This window comes from Eximiradius sp. (genome assembly GCA_937127445.1).
GTDB lineage: Bacteria > Bacteroidota > Ignavibacteria > Kapaibacteriales > UBA2268 > JAKIZO01.
The window spans coordinates 101,982-121,643 of record CAKZLY010000018.1 but is presented as its reverse complement, the minus strand read 5'-3'; the positions used below and the strand labels follow the sequence as shown (position 1 = coordinate 121,643).

At 35.0% G+C, this 19,662-nt stretch carries 16 protein-coding genes and 2 tRNA genes; 6 read left to right on the top strand and 12 right to left on the bottom strand.

All coding sequences use genetic code 11. From position 1 onward, the window contains the following. Positions 1–8: 8 nt before the first annotated feature. From porU to AC6QZF_RS05955, 5 genes are all read right to left on the bottom strand, one after another. A complete protein-coding gene (gene porU, locus AC6QZF_RS05975; RefSeq protein WP_499798967.1) occupies positions 9–3,980 on the bottom strand; it encodes a type IX secretion system sortase PorU in 3,972 nt (1,323 codons plus the stop codon). A 224-nt stretch (positions 3,981–4,204) separates the two neighbouring features. Continuing rightward, positions 4,205–4,387, bottom strand: a complete 183-nt coding sequence (locus tag AC6QZF_RS05970) for a PD-(D/E)XK nuclease superfamily protein (protein WP_499798966.1) — start codon at positions 4,385–4,387, stop codon at positions 4,205–4,207. A gap of 40 nt (positions 4,388–4,427) precedes the next feature. Further along, positions 4,428–4,697 carry a PD-(D/E)XK nuclease superfamily protein gene (locus AC6QZF_RS05965; protein ID WP_499798965.1) on the bottom strand — a complete coding sequence of 90 codons (270 nt, stop codon included), beginning with the start codon at positions 4,695–4,697 and terminating at the stop codon, positions 4,428–4,430. Beyond that, entirely contained in the window at positions 4,698–5,687 is a 990-nt protein-coding gene (locus AC6QZF_RS05960; RefSeq protein ID WP_499798964.1) for a DNA adenine methylase, read from the bottom strand. A gap of 171 nt (positions 5,688–5,858) precedes the next feature. Next, positions 5,859–6,548, bottom strand: a complete 690-nt coding sequence (locus tag AC6QZF_RS05955) for a hypothetical protein (RefSeq protein ID WP_499798963.1) — start codon at positions 6,546–6,548, stop codon at positions 5,859–5,861. A 129-nt stretch (positions 6,549–6,677) separates the two neighbouring features. On the opposite strand from AC6QZF_RS05955, the gene AC6QZF_RS05950 reads away from it, so the two are divergent. Beyond that, a complete protein-coding gene (locus tag AC6QZF_RS05950; protein ID WP_499798962.1) occupies positions 6,678–7,532 on the top strand; it encodes a Nif3-like dinuclear metal center hexameric protein in 855 nt (284 codons plus the stop codon). Further along, positions 7,529–8,266 carry a zinc ribbon domain-containing protein gene (locus AC6QZF_RS05945; protein ID WP_499798961.1) on the top strand — a complete coding sequence of 246 codons (738 nt, stop codon included), beginning with the start codon at positions 7,529–7,531 and terminating at the stop codon, positions 8,264–8,266. The genes AC6QZF_RS05950 and AC6QZF_RS05945 overlap by 4 nt, the downstream gene beginning before the upstream one ends. A gap of 147 nt (positions 8,267–8,413) precedes the next feature. Here AC6QZF_RS05945 and queA read toward each other — a convergent pair whose 3' ends face one another. Together queA and htpG are read right to left on the bottom strand one after the other, a co-directional pair. Further along, complete coding sequence (gene queA / locus AC6QZF_RS05940; protein ID WP_499798960.1) at positions 8,414–9,457, bottom strand: tRNA preQ1(34) S-adenosylmethionine ribosyltransferase-isomerase QueA; 1,044 nt, start codon at positions 9,455–9,457, stop codon at positions 8,414–8,416. Positions 9,458–9,481: 24 nt separating this feature from the next. Beyond that, positions 9,482–11,332, bottom strand: coding sequence for a molecular chaperone HtpG (gene htpG, locus AC6QZF_RS05935; protein WP_499798959.1), 1,851 nt, complete (start codon positions 11,330–11,332; stop codon positions 9,482–9,484). A gap of 150 nt (positions 11,333–11,482) precedes the next feature. Here htpG and AC6QZF_RS05930 point away from each other — a divergent pair, with 150 nt between their 5' ends. The 4 genes from AC6QZF_RS05930 (at position 11,483) to AC6QZF_RS05915 (ending at position 12,746) form a co-directional block, all read left to right on the top strand. Next, on the top strand, positions 11,483–11,935 hold the full coding sequence (locus AC6QZF_RS05930; protein ID WP_499798958.1) for a CBS domain-containing protein: 453 nt from the start codon (positions 11,483–11,485) through the stop codon (positions 11,933–11,935). Beyond that, entirely contained in the window at positions 11,916–12,512 is a 597-nt protein-coding gene (locus tag AC6QZF_RS05925; RefSeq protein WP_499798957.1) for a hypothetical protein, read from the top strand. Before AC6QZF_RS05930 ends, AC6QZF_RS05925 begins: the two co-directional genes overlap by 20 nt. Before the next feature lie 64 nt (positions 12,513–12,576). After that, a tRNA-Val gene (locus tag AC6QZF_RS05920) sits at positions 12,577–12,654 on the top strand. Positions 12,655–12,661: 7 nt separating this feature from the next. Then, positions 12,662–12,746: transfer RNA gene (locus AC6QZF_RS05915), tRNA-Leu, on the top strand. A 156-nt stretch (positions 12,747–12,902) separates the two neighbouring features. Here AC6QZF_RS05915 and AC6QZF_RS05910 read toward each other — a convergent pair. The 5 genes from AC6QZF_RS05910 to AC6QZF_RS05890 all read right to left on the bottom strand — a co-directional run bounded on the left by AC6QZF_RS05910 (position 12,903) and on the right by AC6QZF_RS05890 (position 19,653). Next, a complete protein-coding gene (locus AC6QZF_RS05910) occupies positions 12,903–13,850 on the bottom strand; it encodes a BadF/BadG/BcrA/BcrD ATPase family protein (protein WP_499798956.1) in 948 nt (315 codons plus the stop codon). A gap of 84 nt (positions 13,851–13,934) precedes the next feature. Next, on the bottom strand, positions 13,935–15,776 hold the full coding sequence (locus AC6QZF_RS05905) for an ABC transporter ATP-binding protein (RefSeq protein WP_499798955.1): 1,842 nt from the start codon (positions 15,774–15,776) through the stop codon (positions 13,935–13,937). Further along, the gene (locus AC6QZF_RS05900) at positions 15,776–18,154 is read right to left on the bottom strand and encodes an endonuclease MutS2 (RefSeq protein ID WP_499798954.1); all 2,379 of its coding nucleotides are present in this window, start codon (positions 18,152–18,154) and stop codon (positions 15,776–15,778) included. Before AC6QZF_RS05900 ends, AC6QZF_RS05905 begins: the two co-directional genes overlap by 1 nt. Further along, positions 18,154–18,606, bottom strand: a complete 453-nt coding sequence (locus tag AC6QZF_RS05895) for a GatB/YqeY domain-containing protein (protein WP_499798953.1) — start codon at positions 18,604–18,606, stop codon at positions 18,154–18,156. The genes AC6QZF_RS05900 and AC6QZF_RS05895 overlap by 1 nt, the downstream gene beginning before the upstream one ends. Next, positions 18,607–19,653: a hypothetical protein gene (locus tag AC6QZF_RS05890; RefSeq protein WP_499798952.1), complete on the bottom strand. Its 1,047-nt coding sequence runs from the start codon at positions 19,651–19,653 to the stop codon at positions 18,607–18,609. Between the last annotated feature and the right edge of the window lie 9 nt (positions 19,654–19,662).

Below are 19,662 nucleotides of genomic sequence, written 5' to 3'. Positions count from 1 at the left end.
TAATACCATTATTTTAATTTTATTCCTAATACACCGCTCTTTTCAATATTCCCTGACAAATTAGATAATATTAAATGATAGTAATAACTTCCAATAGGTAGTAAATTCCCTTGATTGTCCAGTCCGTCCCAGCTTATTATGGTCTCGAACTGCGAAGTCCAGGATTGTTCAATTTCCCTGATTAACTGTCCCATACTATTATAAATTTTCAAAGAAATATTAAATGGTGGTGTGAAATTATGATTAATCTCAATTTTTGCGTCTTCCGCAAATGGATTGGGATATAGCAATACGTTGAAAATTTGAACTTCACTTTCTTCTGGAATACGGAAATATGCTTCTGCTTCTCCAGGATTGTTGAACACATCCCAGCCGCGAACTCGTATCTTATGTAGCCCCGGTGCAAGCCCTGTCAGAAAATACTTTATGATTCCTGAATTATAATTCTCAATTGAACTATTAAAATACGGTGTTAGATTAATTGGTATTGGATTATCATCTATCCAGCCTTCTATATTATGCCCAATCCCTAATCCAGTTGAATTTATCCCTGTTTCGTCACTTAATGCAACAATTAATAGTGGCTCTCGCCGAACAATATCACCAGAACGAAAATTATAACTATCAAAGTAAATTTTAACTTCTGGTCCTTTCCCATCATTCTGAGCATTCCCCTCTATTCCATATACCTTGATTGATGAGTAAGAACCCGTTGCTGTTCGACGGTCACTCGCAAAAGCATAGATAAAAATGCGTGAACTATTTTCGTTGAAACTAATATCTTTCGGCACAACAAAACTGATTTTCATTATTCCATCAGAAACTTTATATGCTCCTCGCGAGAGAGTTGCCCCCTGAGTGGTAAATTTGTAGCTTATTCCAAATTCATCTGTTATGCTTCGGCTATCGTCCCCATCTAATAATGTAAATATAGCAGTACCTTGAAAATTATTAATCGTGTTGTTTCTGAATTCATCAGTAATTCTGGCAACTATGTCCACTTTACTTAATGCTTTAATTGTAAAATTGCTTTGCTCATTGGTGCTTATTCCATTTATGCTGTCAATTACAATTTGGAGCTCAGGAAAATTCAATTTTATCAGTGGATCGCCAAGAATTAGAAATCGTCTTGAATTTTCATCAAAAAAAGTTTGCTTTGCAACAAATGCAGCTTCCCCAATAGTTGGGAAACTTCCATTTGCTTTTCTATTGAATAAAGATTGATAATATTTCTGGTTGAGTGCGTGATTTGCATATGCTCCGACAACGCGTGTTGCTGTGAAGACCGATATTGCACCACCAGTTTTGCTAAAAATAAGTTCTTCTGCTCCGCTTCGTGGTCCTACTAAGTCAAATCGACCAAAATCACAAGTCGCCGCAGTAACAAAAAACAGCTTATCGTAATTAGATAATTGCGGAATGGTGGTCTCACGTTCAAAAAATTCCTCGTGAGCCAGTACACGCGGGTTGCCGTGTCCAATCCAATTAAAAATTAACGCACCGGTGGCGTTTGCAGTTGAAATAAATTCTTTATTTACTCCTGGTTTCCGGCGTTTCCCGCCAGCAATGCTTTCAGTTGGATATGCTGCTAAATATACTTTTTTCTGAATAAGTTCAGCTGGTAACTTTGACGATAATTCTTCCGACTGACGAGTATGTATGTCGCCGTCCTGCCCTTTGGTTGTATAAGAGTCATCTGCAACGAGCAGTATATTTGTGCGCCAATTGTCAAGCGAGGAGTTTGTCTCGTAGTGAATTATCTTATTTAAGTAAGTTTTCGCATTTTCGATGTTATCTACTGGCACTCTTCCAAAAGCTACATCACAAACCCAGTCGTCTCCGTCCACACAAACGATATAATCATCTGTTGCAATCGTACTTGTCTCTGTTACAAAAAAGTCCGACTCTTTGTTCATATACATTGGTATATACAACGGAGATTTTACCTGTATGTTTCTGTAATCATAATGTGCATCGCCCCACAATACTACAAATGCTGGTTTAATTGATGAATTGTGATAAACAAACGCAATAAAATCTCTAATTGCTGTAACATCAGGAATGCAAGATGAAAATTCTTTATAAATATCTTCAACTTTGACAACCGCTACTTTCAAATTATTTCGCGTTCTACGATAATTTGCATATTCATTTGTACTTTCTATAAATTGAGAATGTGTTATTACAAGAACATCAACGTCTCGAATTGTCCCTCGCAAATTTTCAAGAGAGATTGCTTCTATATTTGAAACTGTTTTGTATTTTGAACTAATAAAATATCTTGATGGGTTGCTGTTTCTTTCCTCTTTTCTGAAAATGAACATTCCGCCAGTTTTTGCTAGATTATCAAGTAGCAGCGGATTCCTTGGATCGCTTGCATCAATCCCAATAATATTGCCTGAACTAAAACCATTAATCTGATACTCTGTTATTCCCGATTTTGAGGGATCCGAAAAGAATGCGATTTCATTGTCTATCGGAACAAAACTTCGCGGATAATGTATTTCATAAAAATCGAAATATGGAACTGCCGATGAGTTGCTATTTGAATACTCAATCGTCAGCACACTCCTATTATCCATTCCTACCAAACTTGCGGGTGAAGTAAATTGCTGAATTGAACGATTAATATGAACATAATCGCCATAAGTGTCATTAAGAACAGTTGAAAAAATCTGAGTGCCTGATTGTTTGTAAATAAATCGCCCCACAGCCCCAGACTTTGCAGAACGATGTGCTACGGCTATCCTATATATTATATTTTCATCTCTTCTCAAATTATGTAAAATATCCATAAACGGTGACGAAAAGAAACTACGCCCCAAATAAGTTCGTCCCGACCCATCGGGATATGGATTTGTTGTCTCTTCGTTGAAGAATATTCTATGAAAATAATAATCTGGTTTGTAATTAATTTCCCCATCTGGGTTTTGAGAGATAGAAAAACGCTTACCTTCTCTTCCACCGTAAGTCAATAAATAATAATTATTGAACGAAAAATCATTTCTAAAATGCACAAAACTACCATTCACGTATTTAAATCCTTTCGGTCCATTGCCGTAGAAAATAATTGATTCAAGTTCACCGTTTGAGCTCGTTTTTACAATTATAGGAATTTCGCACATATCGTTACTCAAACCATCAGAAACCTTTTCGCTAAGGTTATCGCCTCCGTGACCAAATATTTTTATTGTATTTATAAGCTCTTTTTCAATCCTTACTCCACGTGAAGAGAGTTGAGTTGCATCAATTTTGTATAATCCCTCGTCGTTAACAGTTAGTCTTAGCCATTTTCCATTACTAATTTGACTTAGATCATTTACTTGCTGATTTTGAATGTTTTCATATTGCGTAGAAAGAACAAACGCACGGGTTTCATCGTGATTAATTGTGATAATTGGTGAAAAAATATCTTTTTCGTTGGTTTTCGTTAGATTCGAATAATGAAATACAATCTTTACGATTATTTTTTCAGGAATTTCTATTGTTGAGTTAGCTGAATTAAATCGAGCTGCCGTAAAATAAACATTTGCAATGTTCCTTCTTCTTGATATCCCCTGATATTCTGTCCAAACCCACTCAGCTTGATTGTTTTTGGAATAATACTCTTTATTAATCTTGAAATCTAAATTGATGGTAAATTGATTTTCAACTGTGGACATTTTTTTCTCATAGCTTTTCACTCCAAGCACCTGAACATCTTTAATTTCATAACCAAATTGGGAAGGAACAGTAATAAGTACATTTTCCACTAAATGCTGCGGTGTCCCGATTTCTTTATTGATATTATATGAATTTTTGATTATTGGTTGGTAAAAAATATCTTCACCGATAGAAGTTTCTTGAAATTCGACTAATTCAGGTTTATATTCAATAATTAATTCATCAATTGAGGAAGAAATTTTAGTAAAAGATGAATGAAGATCAATTACTGTAAAAAACAATATCAGAAAAAACGATGCTATTCTAAAATATCTCATACCTATCGCCACAACAAATAAATAAAAATCCAAATTTAAAAATAATTTAATCAATTATTTTGTAAAAAATTGCCAATAACGTTTTCGGGCTTTGCATTCGGGCGGGTTTCGGAGCACAAAACTGTCAACCAGCAATAAACTTGATACGAAGCACAAAGCTCCAACTTTGCACGTCACCCCGCCTGACGCAAAACCCGTGTTGGGCGTATGTGCTTTTTCTTTCGTCACTTGATGAACGTCTTGTTTGCCCAAGTGAAAAATTCTGTCAAGCTGAACACCAAAATTTCTTTGTTCTTTGTTTCTTCTGTCGTGTATTTCTTTTGTTTAACAGCGTCCTTTAACCATTTGATTGCTCCTGCTTTCCAACCTGCTCCGTCAATTAAAATCATTATTGAATTTTCAGGCATTGCTTCTATGGTATTTAAATACAAATAGGGGAGTTTCTCGTCAACTGAACCTGCTACTTTGTTGCCACTTACATTCTATTCTTATTCTCAAGTTATATTTTTTGGATATGAGTAGAAATTCTGTATTGCCTTTATGTTCGTAAACTGTCGTGAATGGAACATTTTCGAGAAGTAATTCTTCACCGTATTTCTCTTTGTTCTTTTCCCAAACTCGATAATTTATTAACTCAAATCCTTTTCCTGTTAATACTGTCTTTACTGCTACTTCAAGCTGGTTTCCTGTAATATTACTTTTAGTTCCTTTTTCCATTTATGCGATTGAATAGTTTGTAACAACGATTTCGTTAATTGCTCCACGCTTTGTCGGGTCTGAGTTTATCATTCTTCTCGCAGGAACTCTCATTATGTTGTAGTCGCTGTATATTTCATCAAAAAAGTTGTCAGTAGGATCATTGTTTTTAGGGTCAGAATTGCTCAACATTACTTTTATTCCTTCCTTGTCAAGCTCTCTGAATAATTTTGAGAGTTCGATTTGTTCGTTGTCGGCAAAATCTTGTTTGCTGTAAGATTTAAAATTTGCTGTCTTACTGATTGGTCTGTATGGCGGATCAAAATACACAAATGATTTGTCTTTTAAGTCTGCAACAACTTGTCTAAAGTCAGCTTTTTTAATTTCCGCAATTTGCAAAACTTGGTGAACTGCCATTAAGTTTTGCTCATCGCAAATTGTCGGGTTGTCGTAGTCGCCTGCTGGTGAATTAAATTCTCCTTTTGAATTAACCCGGTAAAGTCCGTTGAAGCAAGTCCGGTTTAAGAAAATAAATTGGGCAGCTCTTGGAAACCATTGCTCTGAATACTTGTCGTAGTCAGTGTTGAAGCGTTGTAAATTGTAGTTTGTCCTTTGGTCGTAAAAAAACTCCTGTCTTTGTTTTCTGTCGAGTTTCAGATAGTTTTTCTGGTAACGATACAGAAAGTCAAGCAGTTTTGAAACGTCTTTTTGAATAACTTGATAAGTTAATATTAGTTCTTCGTTAATGTCGTATAAGTATGCACTTTCTATGTCGTAATTTTGTGCAATGTCAAAGAAAACCGCACCACTACCTAAAAAAGGCTCGTAAAAAGTCTTGATCTTTTTTTGTTTTAGCTGTTTAGGATAGAGGTCTTGAAATTTGTCAAGTAATTGTCCTTTGCCGCCTGCCCATTTTAAAAATGGTCTTGCACCCACATTGTAAGGATTGAAAAGGTCTTCAACCTTTGAAGGATTTTCGTCCTTGATTTTATATCTTGTTGCTGTCGCCATATTATTAAAAGTCAGTCTTCAAATTTAGTCAAAAAGTTCGTTTGTCGAACCGTAATTTTCAATGTGAACCGCTGTCGCAGCATTACGCCCAACTCCGCCGTAGGTATGAGAATTAACATAACTCTATTTACAAATATAAGTATATGCCTCTGAAATTAAAAACAAAAAAATCTAAAATAAAGAACCAATAGATAAAGACAAAAACAACCCACCGAAAGTTTTAATAGGCTTGTCTTTAATACTTTCTAGTCCGTTACCACCGAATGGGATATAGTAATAGTCTATATTCACACTTAAATATGAGTTCGATTCCAGTCCGAAAACTGCACCTATTCCAACATTTCCTCCAAATCGAGTATACCATTTCGCATAATTAAACGCATTGAAAAATTCTCGGTTATATGGCGTTGATAAAATAAACGCAGGGCCAACACCGGCCGAAACATATGGCCTGAGAGATTTATGTAAAGTCTCGGAAAACAAATGTCTTGTAATGTTTACTGAAAGTGGCATAAGATATAATCTATTAACCTTATTCGGAATAAATGAATTTCCTGTAAAATAATCGTAAAATTCAAATTCATCTGTGTTTCTTGCCCCAGAAATGAAAAATCTTGTCCCAATTTTTGTAATATCGTCTATAAAATATTGATAAAAACCACCAAATCCAAATCCTGAGTTTGAAAACAACAATTCAATTCCCCCAGCATTATTTAGCAAGCCCATTTGCTCGCTCATTGTTTGCAACTTTCTGCCAGGTGTAAAAATAAATGTTGTATCGTGAGTTGAAAAATGAGTTTGACTAAAAATTTCAGTCGACGATAGCATTATTACCAAAAAATATATATATATTCTTTTCATATTTTGTCTAAAAGTGTATATTGACTAAATTTATAACGATTAATTAATAGTTTAAATTGTATTAATTAAGATTTATTTGTAAATTTGAATATTAAACGATTGATAATATAATAAAGTTTATTTTTATTGATGAAAATTAACGATATACTATCTACCATCGATAAATTATTACCTAAATCAACTTCAATTGAAGGTGACTGTGTTGGTCTTCAAGTCCAAAGCGGGCGTAGCGATGTAAGCCACATTCTCGTTACTATGGAATTGTCTGATGAAGTTATTTCCGAAGCAATTAATTTATCAGTTGATTGTATAATATCTTTTCATCCTCTAATTTATCGTCCTTTAACTGAAATTGTCGAAGATGAACGCGTTGGCAGACTTGTCTCAAAGCTTATTAAAAATGAAATCACTTTTATATCTATTCATACAACTTTTGATGCACATTCAGAAGGAACCAGCAGAATAATTGCGAATTTGCTTGGTTTGCGTGTTGTTTCGTTTCTTGTGCCAACACCAAACTGCTCGGACGCCGGTATTGGAGTTATTTGCGAAGCACAACAGCCAATGAACGAGCAGGAATTAGTAAAACTTGTTTCAGATAAATTATTAGCTCCCGTCAAATACACTACTGGCAAAAAGACTGAAAACATAACCAAAATTGGAATAGTTGGTGGCAGTGGCACTTCTTTTCTGAAAGATGCTCTTGATGCAAATTTAGACGCCTTTATTACCGCTGATATTACTTATCATACCTTTCATTCAGTTAAAGGAAAAATGCTGCTTATCGACCCCGGTCACTACGAAATGGAGCAATTCGTTTCTCTTGGTATTGCCAAATTGATTAGAAACTCTATAGATAATTCTGTGAAAATTAGCGTTTCATCTGTGAATACAAATCCTATTTCTTATTACCCCGATAATAATTGGGAATCACTTCAAAATGAATATTTAAGAAATGTCAAAATAAATTGGAATAAACAATGATTTCAAAAATTCAATTAATTGCAGGATTAGCATACATCGATAACGAACTTCGATTTCTTCAGGAAGAGTTTGGGGATTTACCCGATAGGGTGGAGGAAAAAAAGAAAAAAGTCGACGAACTCAAATCTATTGTGCAAGAAACCGAAAATATATTAAAAGAAATTCGCGATTTTGTCACCAATGCTAAAATTACTCTTGTTGAACTTAAAGAAAAAGAAGAAAATTTAGCAAAACAACAATTTATGAGTCGCAACAATAAAGAATTTGATGCAATAACAAAAGAAATCGAACACTTAAAGCAAGAACACGAAAAATTAGCTGCCAAAATGCGAACCGAAGGTGTCAAAGAAGAAAATATTATGCGTATTTTAGAAGATCAAAAAGCACAATATGAAACCGCCCTCGCAGAATTTGATACAATGAAAAAGGAATTCGAAGCTATATCCGAACAACAATCCGACGAAGTAAAAGTCCTTCAAAATAAAAGAAAATTAATTGTTTCAATGCTTCCCAAAAATTTTTATGATGAATATAACAGAATATTGAATTATCATTATGATGCAGCGGTTCAATGCAAAAAGGGTTCTTGTTTAGGATGCTATAGTTCTGTTCCGCCTCAAAAAGTGGTTGAAATGAGAAACAATTTAGATACTATTTATCATTGTGAAAACTGTGGACGTATTCTTATTCCAGAAGAAATTCCTTTCGATGGAACCTTGTTAGATATTGAATAATTTTGTCTCTTGTAATAAATAAAGCCGCTTTTTTAGGGCGGCCTTTTTGTTTCTGAATTCCTATTATTAAATATAAGGCGTCACTATTTATTCTAATAATAACGCCTTCTTAATATTCGGTTATTGAAAAAATTTCACATTACTCATCTATTTTATCATCAAAGCATCGCCATAACACAAGAAACGATACCCGTTTTTTGCAGCACGCTTATAAGCTTTGAACATTATATCTCGTCCAGCAAAAGCAGCCGTCAGCAGCAAAGATGGGCTTGCAGGCATATGGAAATTAGTTATCAATCGTGTTACAATTTTAAACTCATACGGTGGATATATAAATTTATCAGTCCAACCTTTGTTGGGTTTGACTGCTCCAGTTGTTAATACGCTCGATTCGAGAGCTCTTGCAACCGAAGCCCCAACGGCAACAACTTGCTTCTTGTTTTTAAGTGCTTTATTAATACCTTCTGCTGTTTCTCTTGGTATTTCGAAATATTCTGAGTACATTCTATGTTTAGTCAGATCCTCAACTTCAATACGTTCAAAAATACCTTGTCCAATATTCAAATTTAATGTAACGATTTTAACTCCTTTTTGAGATAATTTCTCTAACAATTCTGTTGTAAAATGCAATCCTGCAGATGATGGTGCAATCGAAGCCAAATATTTATCATTTGCAAACACACATTGATATGTCTCTTTGTCATGTTCAGTCGGTTCCCGACGAAGATAATCCGGAAGAGGCATCTCACCAATTCTTTCAATGATTTTGAATATATCATTATCATATGTGAACTTAACTGTTCTACCTCTCGAAGTAGTATTATCAATTACTTCACAATAAAATTTCGGACTATCAAAGAAAATTTTATTCCCAATGCGCACTTTCCTTGCAGGCTCAACAAGTACATCCCAGATACGTTCGTCGGCTTTGAGCTCACGAAGCAATAGCACTTCAATTTTGGCATTCGTTTTTTCTTTTTTGCCGTATAAACGTGCAGGGAAGACCTTTGTTTCATTTAATACTAATACATCGCCCCTTTGAAAAGTTGAAAGAATATCAGAAAAAACTTTTTCTTCAATTTCGCCCGTATTTCTATCAATGATGAGTAATTTTGAAGAATCACGTGGATCCGCCGGAAATTTTGCAATAGCACTTTTTGCCAAAGTGTATTTAAATTCTGAAAGCTTCATTGTTTTTCCTTCCCAATTTATTAATTAAATTTTTGTTGCTTCTTCTATAAAACGATTCATTCTCTTGACAAAATCAACAGGATTTTTCATATATCCTTCAATTAGAAGTGCTCCTTCGTAGAGCTGGTGCATTGCTTCTTCGACTATCTCTTCATTTCCGTTTTCTAATTTGTGCAGTAAATTATTTATTATTGGATGTGATAGATTAATTTCTAAAATTCTTTTCGAAACAGTAAAGTCTTTGTCTATTACCTGCATCATCTTTTCGAGTTGTGGGTCAAGTCCTTGCTCACCAACTACCAAAGTAACAGGCGAATCAATCAATCTCGAAGATGACACTACATTTTCAACTTTATCGCCTAGCACTTGCTTGAATTTAGCAATGAGCTTGTCCTTTTGCTCTTGTGAAAGTTGAACTTCGTTCTGTGAGTTGCTTTCTATCTTTATGTCTGCTTTTTCTATTGATTTTAGAGCTTTGCCTTCATACTCACGAATATATGGAATAGTAAATATATCAATTGTATCAGTTAAGTAAAGAACTTCTATATTGTTTTTTTTAAAATATTCGAGGTTCGGATTTTTTTCGACTATATCAAGATGCGAACCGGATATATAATAAATTTCAGTTTGCTCAGCTTTCATGCGCGAAACATATTCTTTTAGCGAGGTCATTTCTCCGCGTGGTAGAGCAGAAGTTTCGAAACGAAGCAGCTCAATTATTCGATTTTTATTGGAAAAATCAGTATTAATACCAGTTTTCAATATTGAACCGAAATTTTTATAAAACTTATAGTATTTTTCTTTGTCGTTTTCAGCCCAATCTTCTAACAAGTTCAATATTCTTCCAGTGAGCACGTTCCTGATTTTCGCCATTGCAGGCGAACTTTGAGCAACCTCCCTCGATACGTTCAAAGGTATGTCCTCAGTATCGACAACTCCTTTAACAAATCTTAAATATTCAGGCAGGATTTCTTTATCATCGTCTCGTATGAATACCTTGTTTGAATATAAATGAACTGTTTTATCACGTAAATCCCCAAAAAGCATATTAGGTTGGGTTTGCGGTATAAATATTATTGATTTAAAATTTACATTTCCTTCAATGTTCAAAAACAAATGTCCCAGCGGCGGCTGATAATCACCAGCAATAAATTTATAAAATTCAAAAAGTTCCGCTTCTGATACTTCCTCCTTTTTTTTGTGCCAGATCGCTTCAACCTTGTTTACTCTTTCGCTCCCGACATATATTGGAAAATCAACAAAATTAGAATATTTATTTAGTATCTCCTTTATTTTCCACTCTTCCGCAAATTCTTTATAATCATCTTTCAATTTGAAAGAAATTTTTGTCCCACGCTTGTTACGATTCGATGGGGAAATTCTAAAGTCTTCTGTCCCATTCGATACCCATTCCCAAGTAGTAGAACCACTTTCTGCATATAATGTTTCTATTGTTACTTCATCAGTTACCATAAATACGGAGTAAAACCCAACCCCAAACTGCCCGATTAGATTTACATCTACCTGACCTTTTTGTTCTTTAAGTCTTTGAATGAAATTCAGTGTCCCAGAACTTGCGATTGTGCCAAGCTGATAAATTAGATCATCTTTGGTCATTCCAATCCCAGTGTCTTCAATAGAAAATACTTTGTTTTCCTTGTCCAGCTCAATTGTAATTTTCAATTCTTCTTCGGGAGAAATGATATCAGAATTAGTCAGCCTCATTATCCTTAGTTTATTTAATGCGTCAGAAGCATTTGAAATTAATTCACGAAGAAATATCTCAGGGTGTGTATATAGCGAATGAATAATTATGTGAAGCAATTGCTTCATATCTGCTTTGAATTCATATTTTTCTGCTGTTTGATTACTCATACGCCAACCCAATTTCTCCAACATACAATTTTCGACAAAAACTATTGACGAAATGCCAAATCCATTATTGATATACTATTATTAAATTTCAATAAAATAATTTTATCGTTTATTTGTATATATATATAATAAAATCTCGTGAGGTATATCATGTATAAAAATTTCAATTCCAAGATTTCCGATATAATGAACAAAGGTGTGTTCTTTGTAGATGTTAATGAGACAATAAAAAAAGCAGACGAAATAATGCGAGAAGAAAAAATCAAGCATCTACCAGTTGTAGAAGGTTCGAAATACATAGGAATAATCACCGAAAGAAACATTATGGAATATACCCTGCGAAACTTATACGATGCCGAAGATAATTTAGGCGAACTTTCTCAAAATCAAATCCTTGATTTCCAAAAAATTATTACCCGTCAGGAACATGTGATTTTCCCAGAAGATAGCGTTGCAAAAGCCATCAAACTTATGGCAAAATATCGTCTTGATTGCTTGCCAGTTGTCGATTGGCAAAAAAATCTTCTCGGGATTATTACTACTACCGATATTATGCTCTTTGTTCACAAACTTATGGAAGAATATGAGGCAAGCGCTTCTTAGCTGCATCATTTTCCTGTATGCTTTACAATCCTTTGCGGGAAATTCTTTTTATGCACACCTTGCAGTTAACCCTACTATGGTAAGCAACAAGCCTTGTCTTTTGGCAGGTGGGAGCATCGTCTATAACTTTAACAATAATTATAATTTATCCATTGGTTCATACAATATGATTTCGCGTAACATTAAAGCGAATTTTCTTGATACCAATATAAATGCTCGCCCAATTTTCGAATACAATTATTTCTCCTCTGCTTTTGAATACATTTTTAACCCTGATGAAAATTTGTCTTATGGCATCCAGACGAAGTTTTCGCTTGGTCATATCCGATATAATTTAATCTCTACCGAAAAAAATCTGTTGCCTGGCTACAACCCCGATTACGGAGAAGATTGGTTCGTTGCTTTCGAACCAAACTTTTCAGTATATTACAATCTACGTTCCTGGCTAAAATTTTTAACTCGAGCTGGTTGGCGTTTCTCTTTTGATGCTTCTTATTCTTATGTAGGTAATACCTTTAATAACAATAAATTAAGCAAACCATTCTGCGAAATAGCCATAGAACTTGGAAATTTTTAATTTTTTGTAAAAAAAATCTTTGGCAGTTAAGAAAAAATACATTAATTTTGTATTCCATTCTCAAGGGCGTGTAGCTCAGTTGGTCTAGAGCACCTGCCTTACAAGCAGGGGGTCGGGGGTTCGACTCCCTCCGCGCCCACCACCAATAAGCAGAAATGGCGGAACTGGTAGACGCGCTGGACTCAAAATCCAGTGGCCCTTAAAGCCGTGAGGGTTCGAGTCCCTCTTTCTGCACTCTTCATTAAACCTCGTTGCTTTCTAAATCATTTTTTTATATTGCTATTTTAAGTGATTTCTTTACTAATAAAAAAAAATGCTGAGAACTTCAAAAAGCCTCAGCAATAATATAATTATTTGTTTTAATTTCTTACGAACAAATAATTATAAAACCTACATATCCTGCTCAATCAATCTTCTTCCGATACTTATTGCTCCATCTAATGCTGAACCAATAGGCTCAATTATTTCGAATTTCCCGTGTTTATTAATTCTGTCTTTTAGCATTTGAGCTAATAATGTATTTGCTTCGATAATTCCACCCATTAAGGCAACTTTTATAGTTTTAGATTTGAAATGCTTCGACAGAGCAACAGGAAGTTCAAGTAAATGATTGGCAGCTCGAATGATAATATCAAGACACACTTCATCGCCCGCAACGGCGCATTCCATAACTGCGGGCGTAAGATTATGGTATTCGAAGGCCCTATCCTGATATGCTTTGACTATAGTTCTTGGTCTATCCAGATTAATAATTGGAGAAAAATCAGGAATTCTTGATGTTAGTACTGTTGGCTTGCCCCTACCATCCAGAGCGCGCACAACGGACGTTAGCCCTTCTCGACCAATCCAGGCACCACTACCTTCGTCGTCAAGTTCAATTCCCCAACCACCACAACGATATAATTGATTTTTTCCGATTCGAGCAAGTCCAATAGAACCAGTCCCAACAATTGTAATAATCCCATCGCTATTGCCTAAGGCACCTTCTATAGCAAGTTCAGCATCGCTTGTAACAAGCAAATCACCAAGTTGTATGCTTTGCTGACGAGCAAGTGTCCGGAGCAACTGAGCTGCTCTTTTCTTCTCCTCTTCTAGCCAAACACCAGCCAGTCCTACAACTACCGCATCTAATTCTGATGTCTCAATCTCTGCTTTGTTGCATAGTTCAAGTATTATATTTAATGTTCGTTCGCAAGCTTCGCCTACTCCAACTGAACCTATTCTTGCTGTACCACTTGAAGCATGTGAAATTGCTTTATCATCGCGAACCAATATACCTCTTGTGTGAGTTCCGCCGCCGTCAATACCGATTATAGTATACTCATTTGAAAGAGCCATATACAATCCTGAAATGTTATGAAAAAACAGAAATATTAAAACAATAATTATGCCATCAAAAATAAACTTATAAAGAAATTTCGGTTAATTTTTCACACCGAATTGTAGTTCATATAATTTCTTGTAATATCCATTCTTTTCCATCAACTCCAAATGTGTGCCTTGTTCGACTATTTGCCCCTCGTTGAAAACATAAATCATATCGCAATTAATTATTGTAGATAACCTGTGGGCTACAATTATAGCAGTTCTCCCTTCAAGTGAAGTTTCAATTGCTTCCTGAACGATTTTTTCACTTTCTGCATCAAGTGCAGAAGTTGCTTCATCAAAAATTAAAATTTGTGGATTCCCGACAATTGCCCTTGCTACTGCAACTCGTTGACGTTCGCCACCAGAAAGATTTGTGCCTCGGTCACCGATTGGTGTGTCGAACCCTAATTCCAATTTATCAATAAAATTATAGGCATTTGCCAGTTTGGATGCTTCAATTATTTCCTCAGTTATTGCGTGTTCTTTGCCAAACTTAATGTTATTTGCAACTGTATCGTTAAATAACATATTCTCTTGCGAAACTACCCCAAATAGTGAACGTAAAGAAGATAATTGATAATTACGAATATCAACACCATCAATTAATATTTGCCCTTTTTGTGGGTCGTAAAATCTAATCAGTAAATCAAGCATTGTTGATTTACCACTGCCACTTCCTCCAACAAATGCTGTTTTTTTGCCTTTCTTTATCTCTAATGAAACATCCTGCAGCACATATTTATCTGTATACGCAAAATAAACGCTCCTTACTTCAATCTTATCTTTGAATTCATTAATCTCCAAATACCCATCTTTAACTGATGGTTCGGTGTCTAATACCTCAAAAATTCTTTCAGCAGAAACAAATCCACGTGGAAACTGAACGATTTGATTGATTACTGATGCAAGTGGTGCCATTATTGAGAACAGGGTGAAAAGGAATAGCATTAAATCGTCAGGTGACATAACTTTTTGGTTGATTTTCATTGCACCAACTACCAGCACAACCGTAAGCGCGAAAATAGCAAAAATCTCATTGATTGCAGGTATTATAGTAACTATCATCTTATGTTTTACTGCCGACTTCACATAGCGTTCGCTATCTTTCTTAAATCTTTCATTGGCAAAACTTTCAGCATTATATGCTTTTACCACTCTAATCCCAGAAATAATTTCAGTTAACGTTCCTGTATAATCTGCCAAAGCTTTTTGCATACGTGAAGCATACTTCCGTAAATACTTCTTTGTTAATCGAACAATACCTAAACTAAATATACTTGATGAAAATGCAATTAAAGTCAGTTCAGGCGAAATACTCAAAAGAAACAACAGAAAAAATACCACCTGCGAACCTTCCCGTAATATTATCGAAAACGATGAAATCATCGTCGAATTGACTGCCTGAACGTCATTCGCTATTATTGAAATTAGGCTCCCTTGCTTGCTTCGGTTAAAAAAATCTATCGAAAGAGACGTTAGCTTTGAAAATATTTTATCACGTATTGATTTTATAACACCTTCTTCAAACTTGGACATTACAACTGCATTCCAGTATTTGAAAAAGTTTTTTAAGAAAAATACTAATAAAATAATTAGTCCAAATCTAAATAATGTCCAATATATATCATCAACGATGATTAATGAAAGCAAGAAATCAAAAAAAATATTTTTTATTTGTTCAAGAAAAGTTAAATTTTGATGCTTTACAATCGTTTCTGATGTATCGGTTTTAAATAGTATTTGAAAAACTGGTTTTATTAGTGCTACCGATAAAGTGTTAAAAAGCGAAAAAAGTAGATTGAGTATTACGGAGTAAACAAGCAACAGCTTGAACGGCTTAATAAAAGCAATGGTTTTTAAATATAAGCTTGCTCTATTTTTGTTTTGTGTCTTCATTATTCTTTAAATTTTACTATTGTTATGCCCGCACCACCTTCAACTAATTCTCCTAAACGGAAAGATGAGATCGCAGGGTGCCTAGAAAGAAAATCGTGTATCGTTTGTTTCAACGCCCCCGTGCCTTTACCGTGCAAAATTGTCAAATAATCTATATTGTTCAGCAAAGCATTATCAATAAACTCGTCCAATGCACGCAAAGCTTCATCAGCTCGGTATCCACGTAAGTCTATTTTAGTTACTGCATCATACTTAATGTAGTCAATGTGTAAAGTTTGTTTTGTTTGCGTGTCTTTGGCAACTATCAACTGGGCGTAAGGCAGTTTAAATTTTAGTCCATTGAATTCAACAAGTGCTATTTGTGCAGAATTATCACAATCAATTACAACCCCGATATTTGCTGGATTATCCATATGAGCAACAGCTTGCCCTTTTGTTAGTTCTGTCGGGGCGGTGCGATTGGTTTTCTGCTTTTTCTCAATTTTCTTTACTTCTTTTTCCAGAGATTGCTTTTTTTCTTTATAATCTTGCTTAATTTCAGAAATTTGGCGTTTCTGTTCCTTGATTTCTCGAACTGTTCTCTCAATCAATGAATTCGCTTCCTCTAATATAGATAAAGCTTCCGTTTTAGCATTATCTATAAGCTCTTTTCGTTTAATTTTCAGTTCTTTGCTTCGTGCTTCATAATCTTTTATCATTTTTTCTAATTTAGATTTCATTTGTTCAGTTTCGCTACGTGAGCGAACAGCTTCGGCACGGTATTTTTGCAATATTGCAATACTTTCTTCCAGCTCGGAATGTCTTGTCCCTAAATATTTTCTGGCACGATTGATTACAATTTTTGGCAACCCAATATTTTCCACAAGTGAGAATGCATAAGAGTTTCCCGGAATCCCCGTTAAAAAGTTATAAGTTGGTTTGAACTTTTCCTCGTCAAATTCAAGCGAAGCATTTGCAATTACTTGTTTGTTCAATGCGTAAGTTTTAAGCGATGATTGGTGAGTGGTAGCTACAAAAAATAAGTTGAGCTCTATAAATGTGTCCAAAATACCAGCTGCGAGGGCTGCCCCTTCTTGTGGATCTGTCCCTGAACCAATTTCGTCGATTAATACAAGTGAATACTTATCACAACTATCCAATATATTTTTGATTTGGAACATTTGCGAACTAAATGTAGAAAGGTCATTTTCTATTGATTGATTATCCCCAATAGTTGAAAAAATCGTGCGGAAATTTGTCTTGCACTCTCCAATAGGGAAAATGCCGGACAATGCGAGAGCAACATTCAAACCAATGTTTTTCAGTGCGACGGTTTTTCCGCCAGCGTTGGGTCCAGAAACAAGATGCCCACGAATTTCATCTGTAAATTCAATTGAAAGCGGAATAACACTATTTTTACCTTTTGATTGAACAAGAATAGGATGTCGAATGCTTTTTAAATAAATATAATTGTCATATTGGGGCAGAATTTCTGGCTTAATCCCACCAAACTGCATTGCATAAGAAGCACGAGCAAAAATCGAGTCAATATCTGCAATTATTCGTGCATTCTCAATTAGTTGGTGGCTTTCTGAACCTATTTCCTGGGTAATGTTTCTTAATATACGTTGGATTTCCCTCATTTCTTCATCACGCAACAGCGATAAATCGTTGTTCAGTTCAATTATTTCAGTTGGTTCAAGGAAAACAGTTGCACCTGTCTGAGATACTCCGTGAATTATACCTGATATTTGTCGTTTGTGTTCTACTTTAACCGGAATAACAAAGCGCCCTTCGCGGATAGTGAAAAATTCCTCCTGTAGCATTTCAAAATCAGAAAACTGCCGAACTATTTTATTAATTCTTGAGCGAAGTCTTGCTGATTTTACATTAATTTCTTGTCTTATCTGAAAAAGTTCGCGGGAAGCAGTGTCCTTTATTTCGCCTGTTTCAGTTACTATGTCTAAAATATGTTTTTCTAATAGTTTATTATCGTAGAGATTTTCTATATATGAAAAAATGGTCGGGAAACCATCAGCTTTCGGCTTGATATATGATTTCAAATTACGAGCAATGCGCAACAAATCAAGTATTTCAAGCAACTCAGTCGGCAATAGCATTGCATTTTGGATTTGCGATTTATATAGCAAATTAAGACTATCGCCAATACTTTCAAGCGGTGGATTTTCATTTCTAAATAGCAAGATGAGAGCTTCATCTATGAGTTGGTGCTCTCGTCTTAATTTATCTACATCGTCTGTTGGTTTTAAAGCGAAGATAATGTTTTTTGCATCTTCGCTTTTACAGAATTTAGCAATATATTCAAGAACACTTTTAAATTCAAGTTGCCGTAAAGTTTCGGCAAAAGGGTCAAACTTTTGCTGAACAGATTCGCTCATCAATTTCCTTCCAATAGCTCTTTGACTATTTTTTGCACCAAACTCCCTTCTGCTTTGCCAGCGAGTTCCTTCATCGTTGGTCCCATAACCTTTCCCATATCTTTCATCGAGGTGGCACTTACTTCTTTTATCTTGTTTGCAACAAACCCTCTTACTTCATCTTCTGCCATCATTTTTGGCAAATATTCCTGTATAATTGCGAGTTCAGCTTCTTCCTTAGTAAGCAATTCTGGGCGATTAGCAGATTTATACATTTCGATTGCATCTTTGCGTTTTTTTGCTGCTCCATTCAAAATTTTAAACTCTATTTCAGGTGTAAGCCCAGTTTCTGAACCACTTTTGTTGAATTCAATAATAGCAGCACGCAAAGAACGTAATGCATCAATGCGAACTTTATCTCCACTTTTCATAGCAGATTTCAAGTCTTCATTTATTCTTTGTTCCAAATTCATCTACTTATCTCCTTTTTTTACCTTTAATATGTTTGAATATTCACTTTGTGAGCCTTCTCCAATTGCTTTTACGCGAACAAACCAATTTTCATTCGGGTTTAAATCAATTACTTCTATTTCTGTAATATCACCAATATCAGCATTTTCATAAAATTCCGCAAAACGAGTGAAGCCTTCGTCATAAGCAATATCTAAAATATACTTCTGAACATTCGGCGAGCCTTTCCACGAAAGAACACAACCAATTTCGTGAACATTCTTTGCAGGAAGAAGTTCTGGCGCTGGAATCGCAGTCATCTTCCAGCGTGGATTCCCAAAAAGCGTAGAAGTGAGGTAATTTGTTGACTCGCCGCTTCCATTTAGCTCAAATACCTGAAAAGAATATATTGTAGAATGCTCTAAATTCTCAACTTTGCATTCATTTTTTGTTCCAGAATATACGACAAAAGCATTATCTCCGATTTTGCTTTCATTCGAGCCAAATTTAGAGTTTGAACTATATGTTTTTCCGTCTTCTGGCTGACTTACAACTGATTTACCTTTCGAGGCAATCACTATTCTTTTTTCTCCATTGCCATTAACCCAGATAAGTTCTATGCTTGTCTCGGTTGGCTGACGAAAAGCAATACCTGATGCTTGTTTTATTGGTTCTTCGGCTAAAGTTGAAAATTTATGCTGAGCTAACACTTCATCTTTTGTATCGGGCTTGTAAACTGATAGAATATATTGAGTTTTTGCTTGCAATCCTTTAAGAGTAATTGGTATAACAGATTGCATCCCGTCAAAAACAATACAATAGTTTCCTTTGAAAGGCTTTATTTCGGAAATATCAACACTTTCTTGCATTATACTGCTTTGTTTTATTTCTTTTGCGCTTATTGCCGCATCACTTGCTGGGTGCAAAACTACTACAGTTCTTTTTGTGTCTGTATTAATAACAAACGAAGCAGATTTGTCAGAAATTTTTTTTGTTAAAATTTCATTTTTTGCAAAAGAATAATTAAAAAGCAACATAAAACTAAGCAAATACACAACAATTGTTTTCATAACATAACT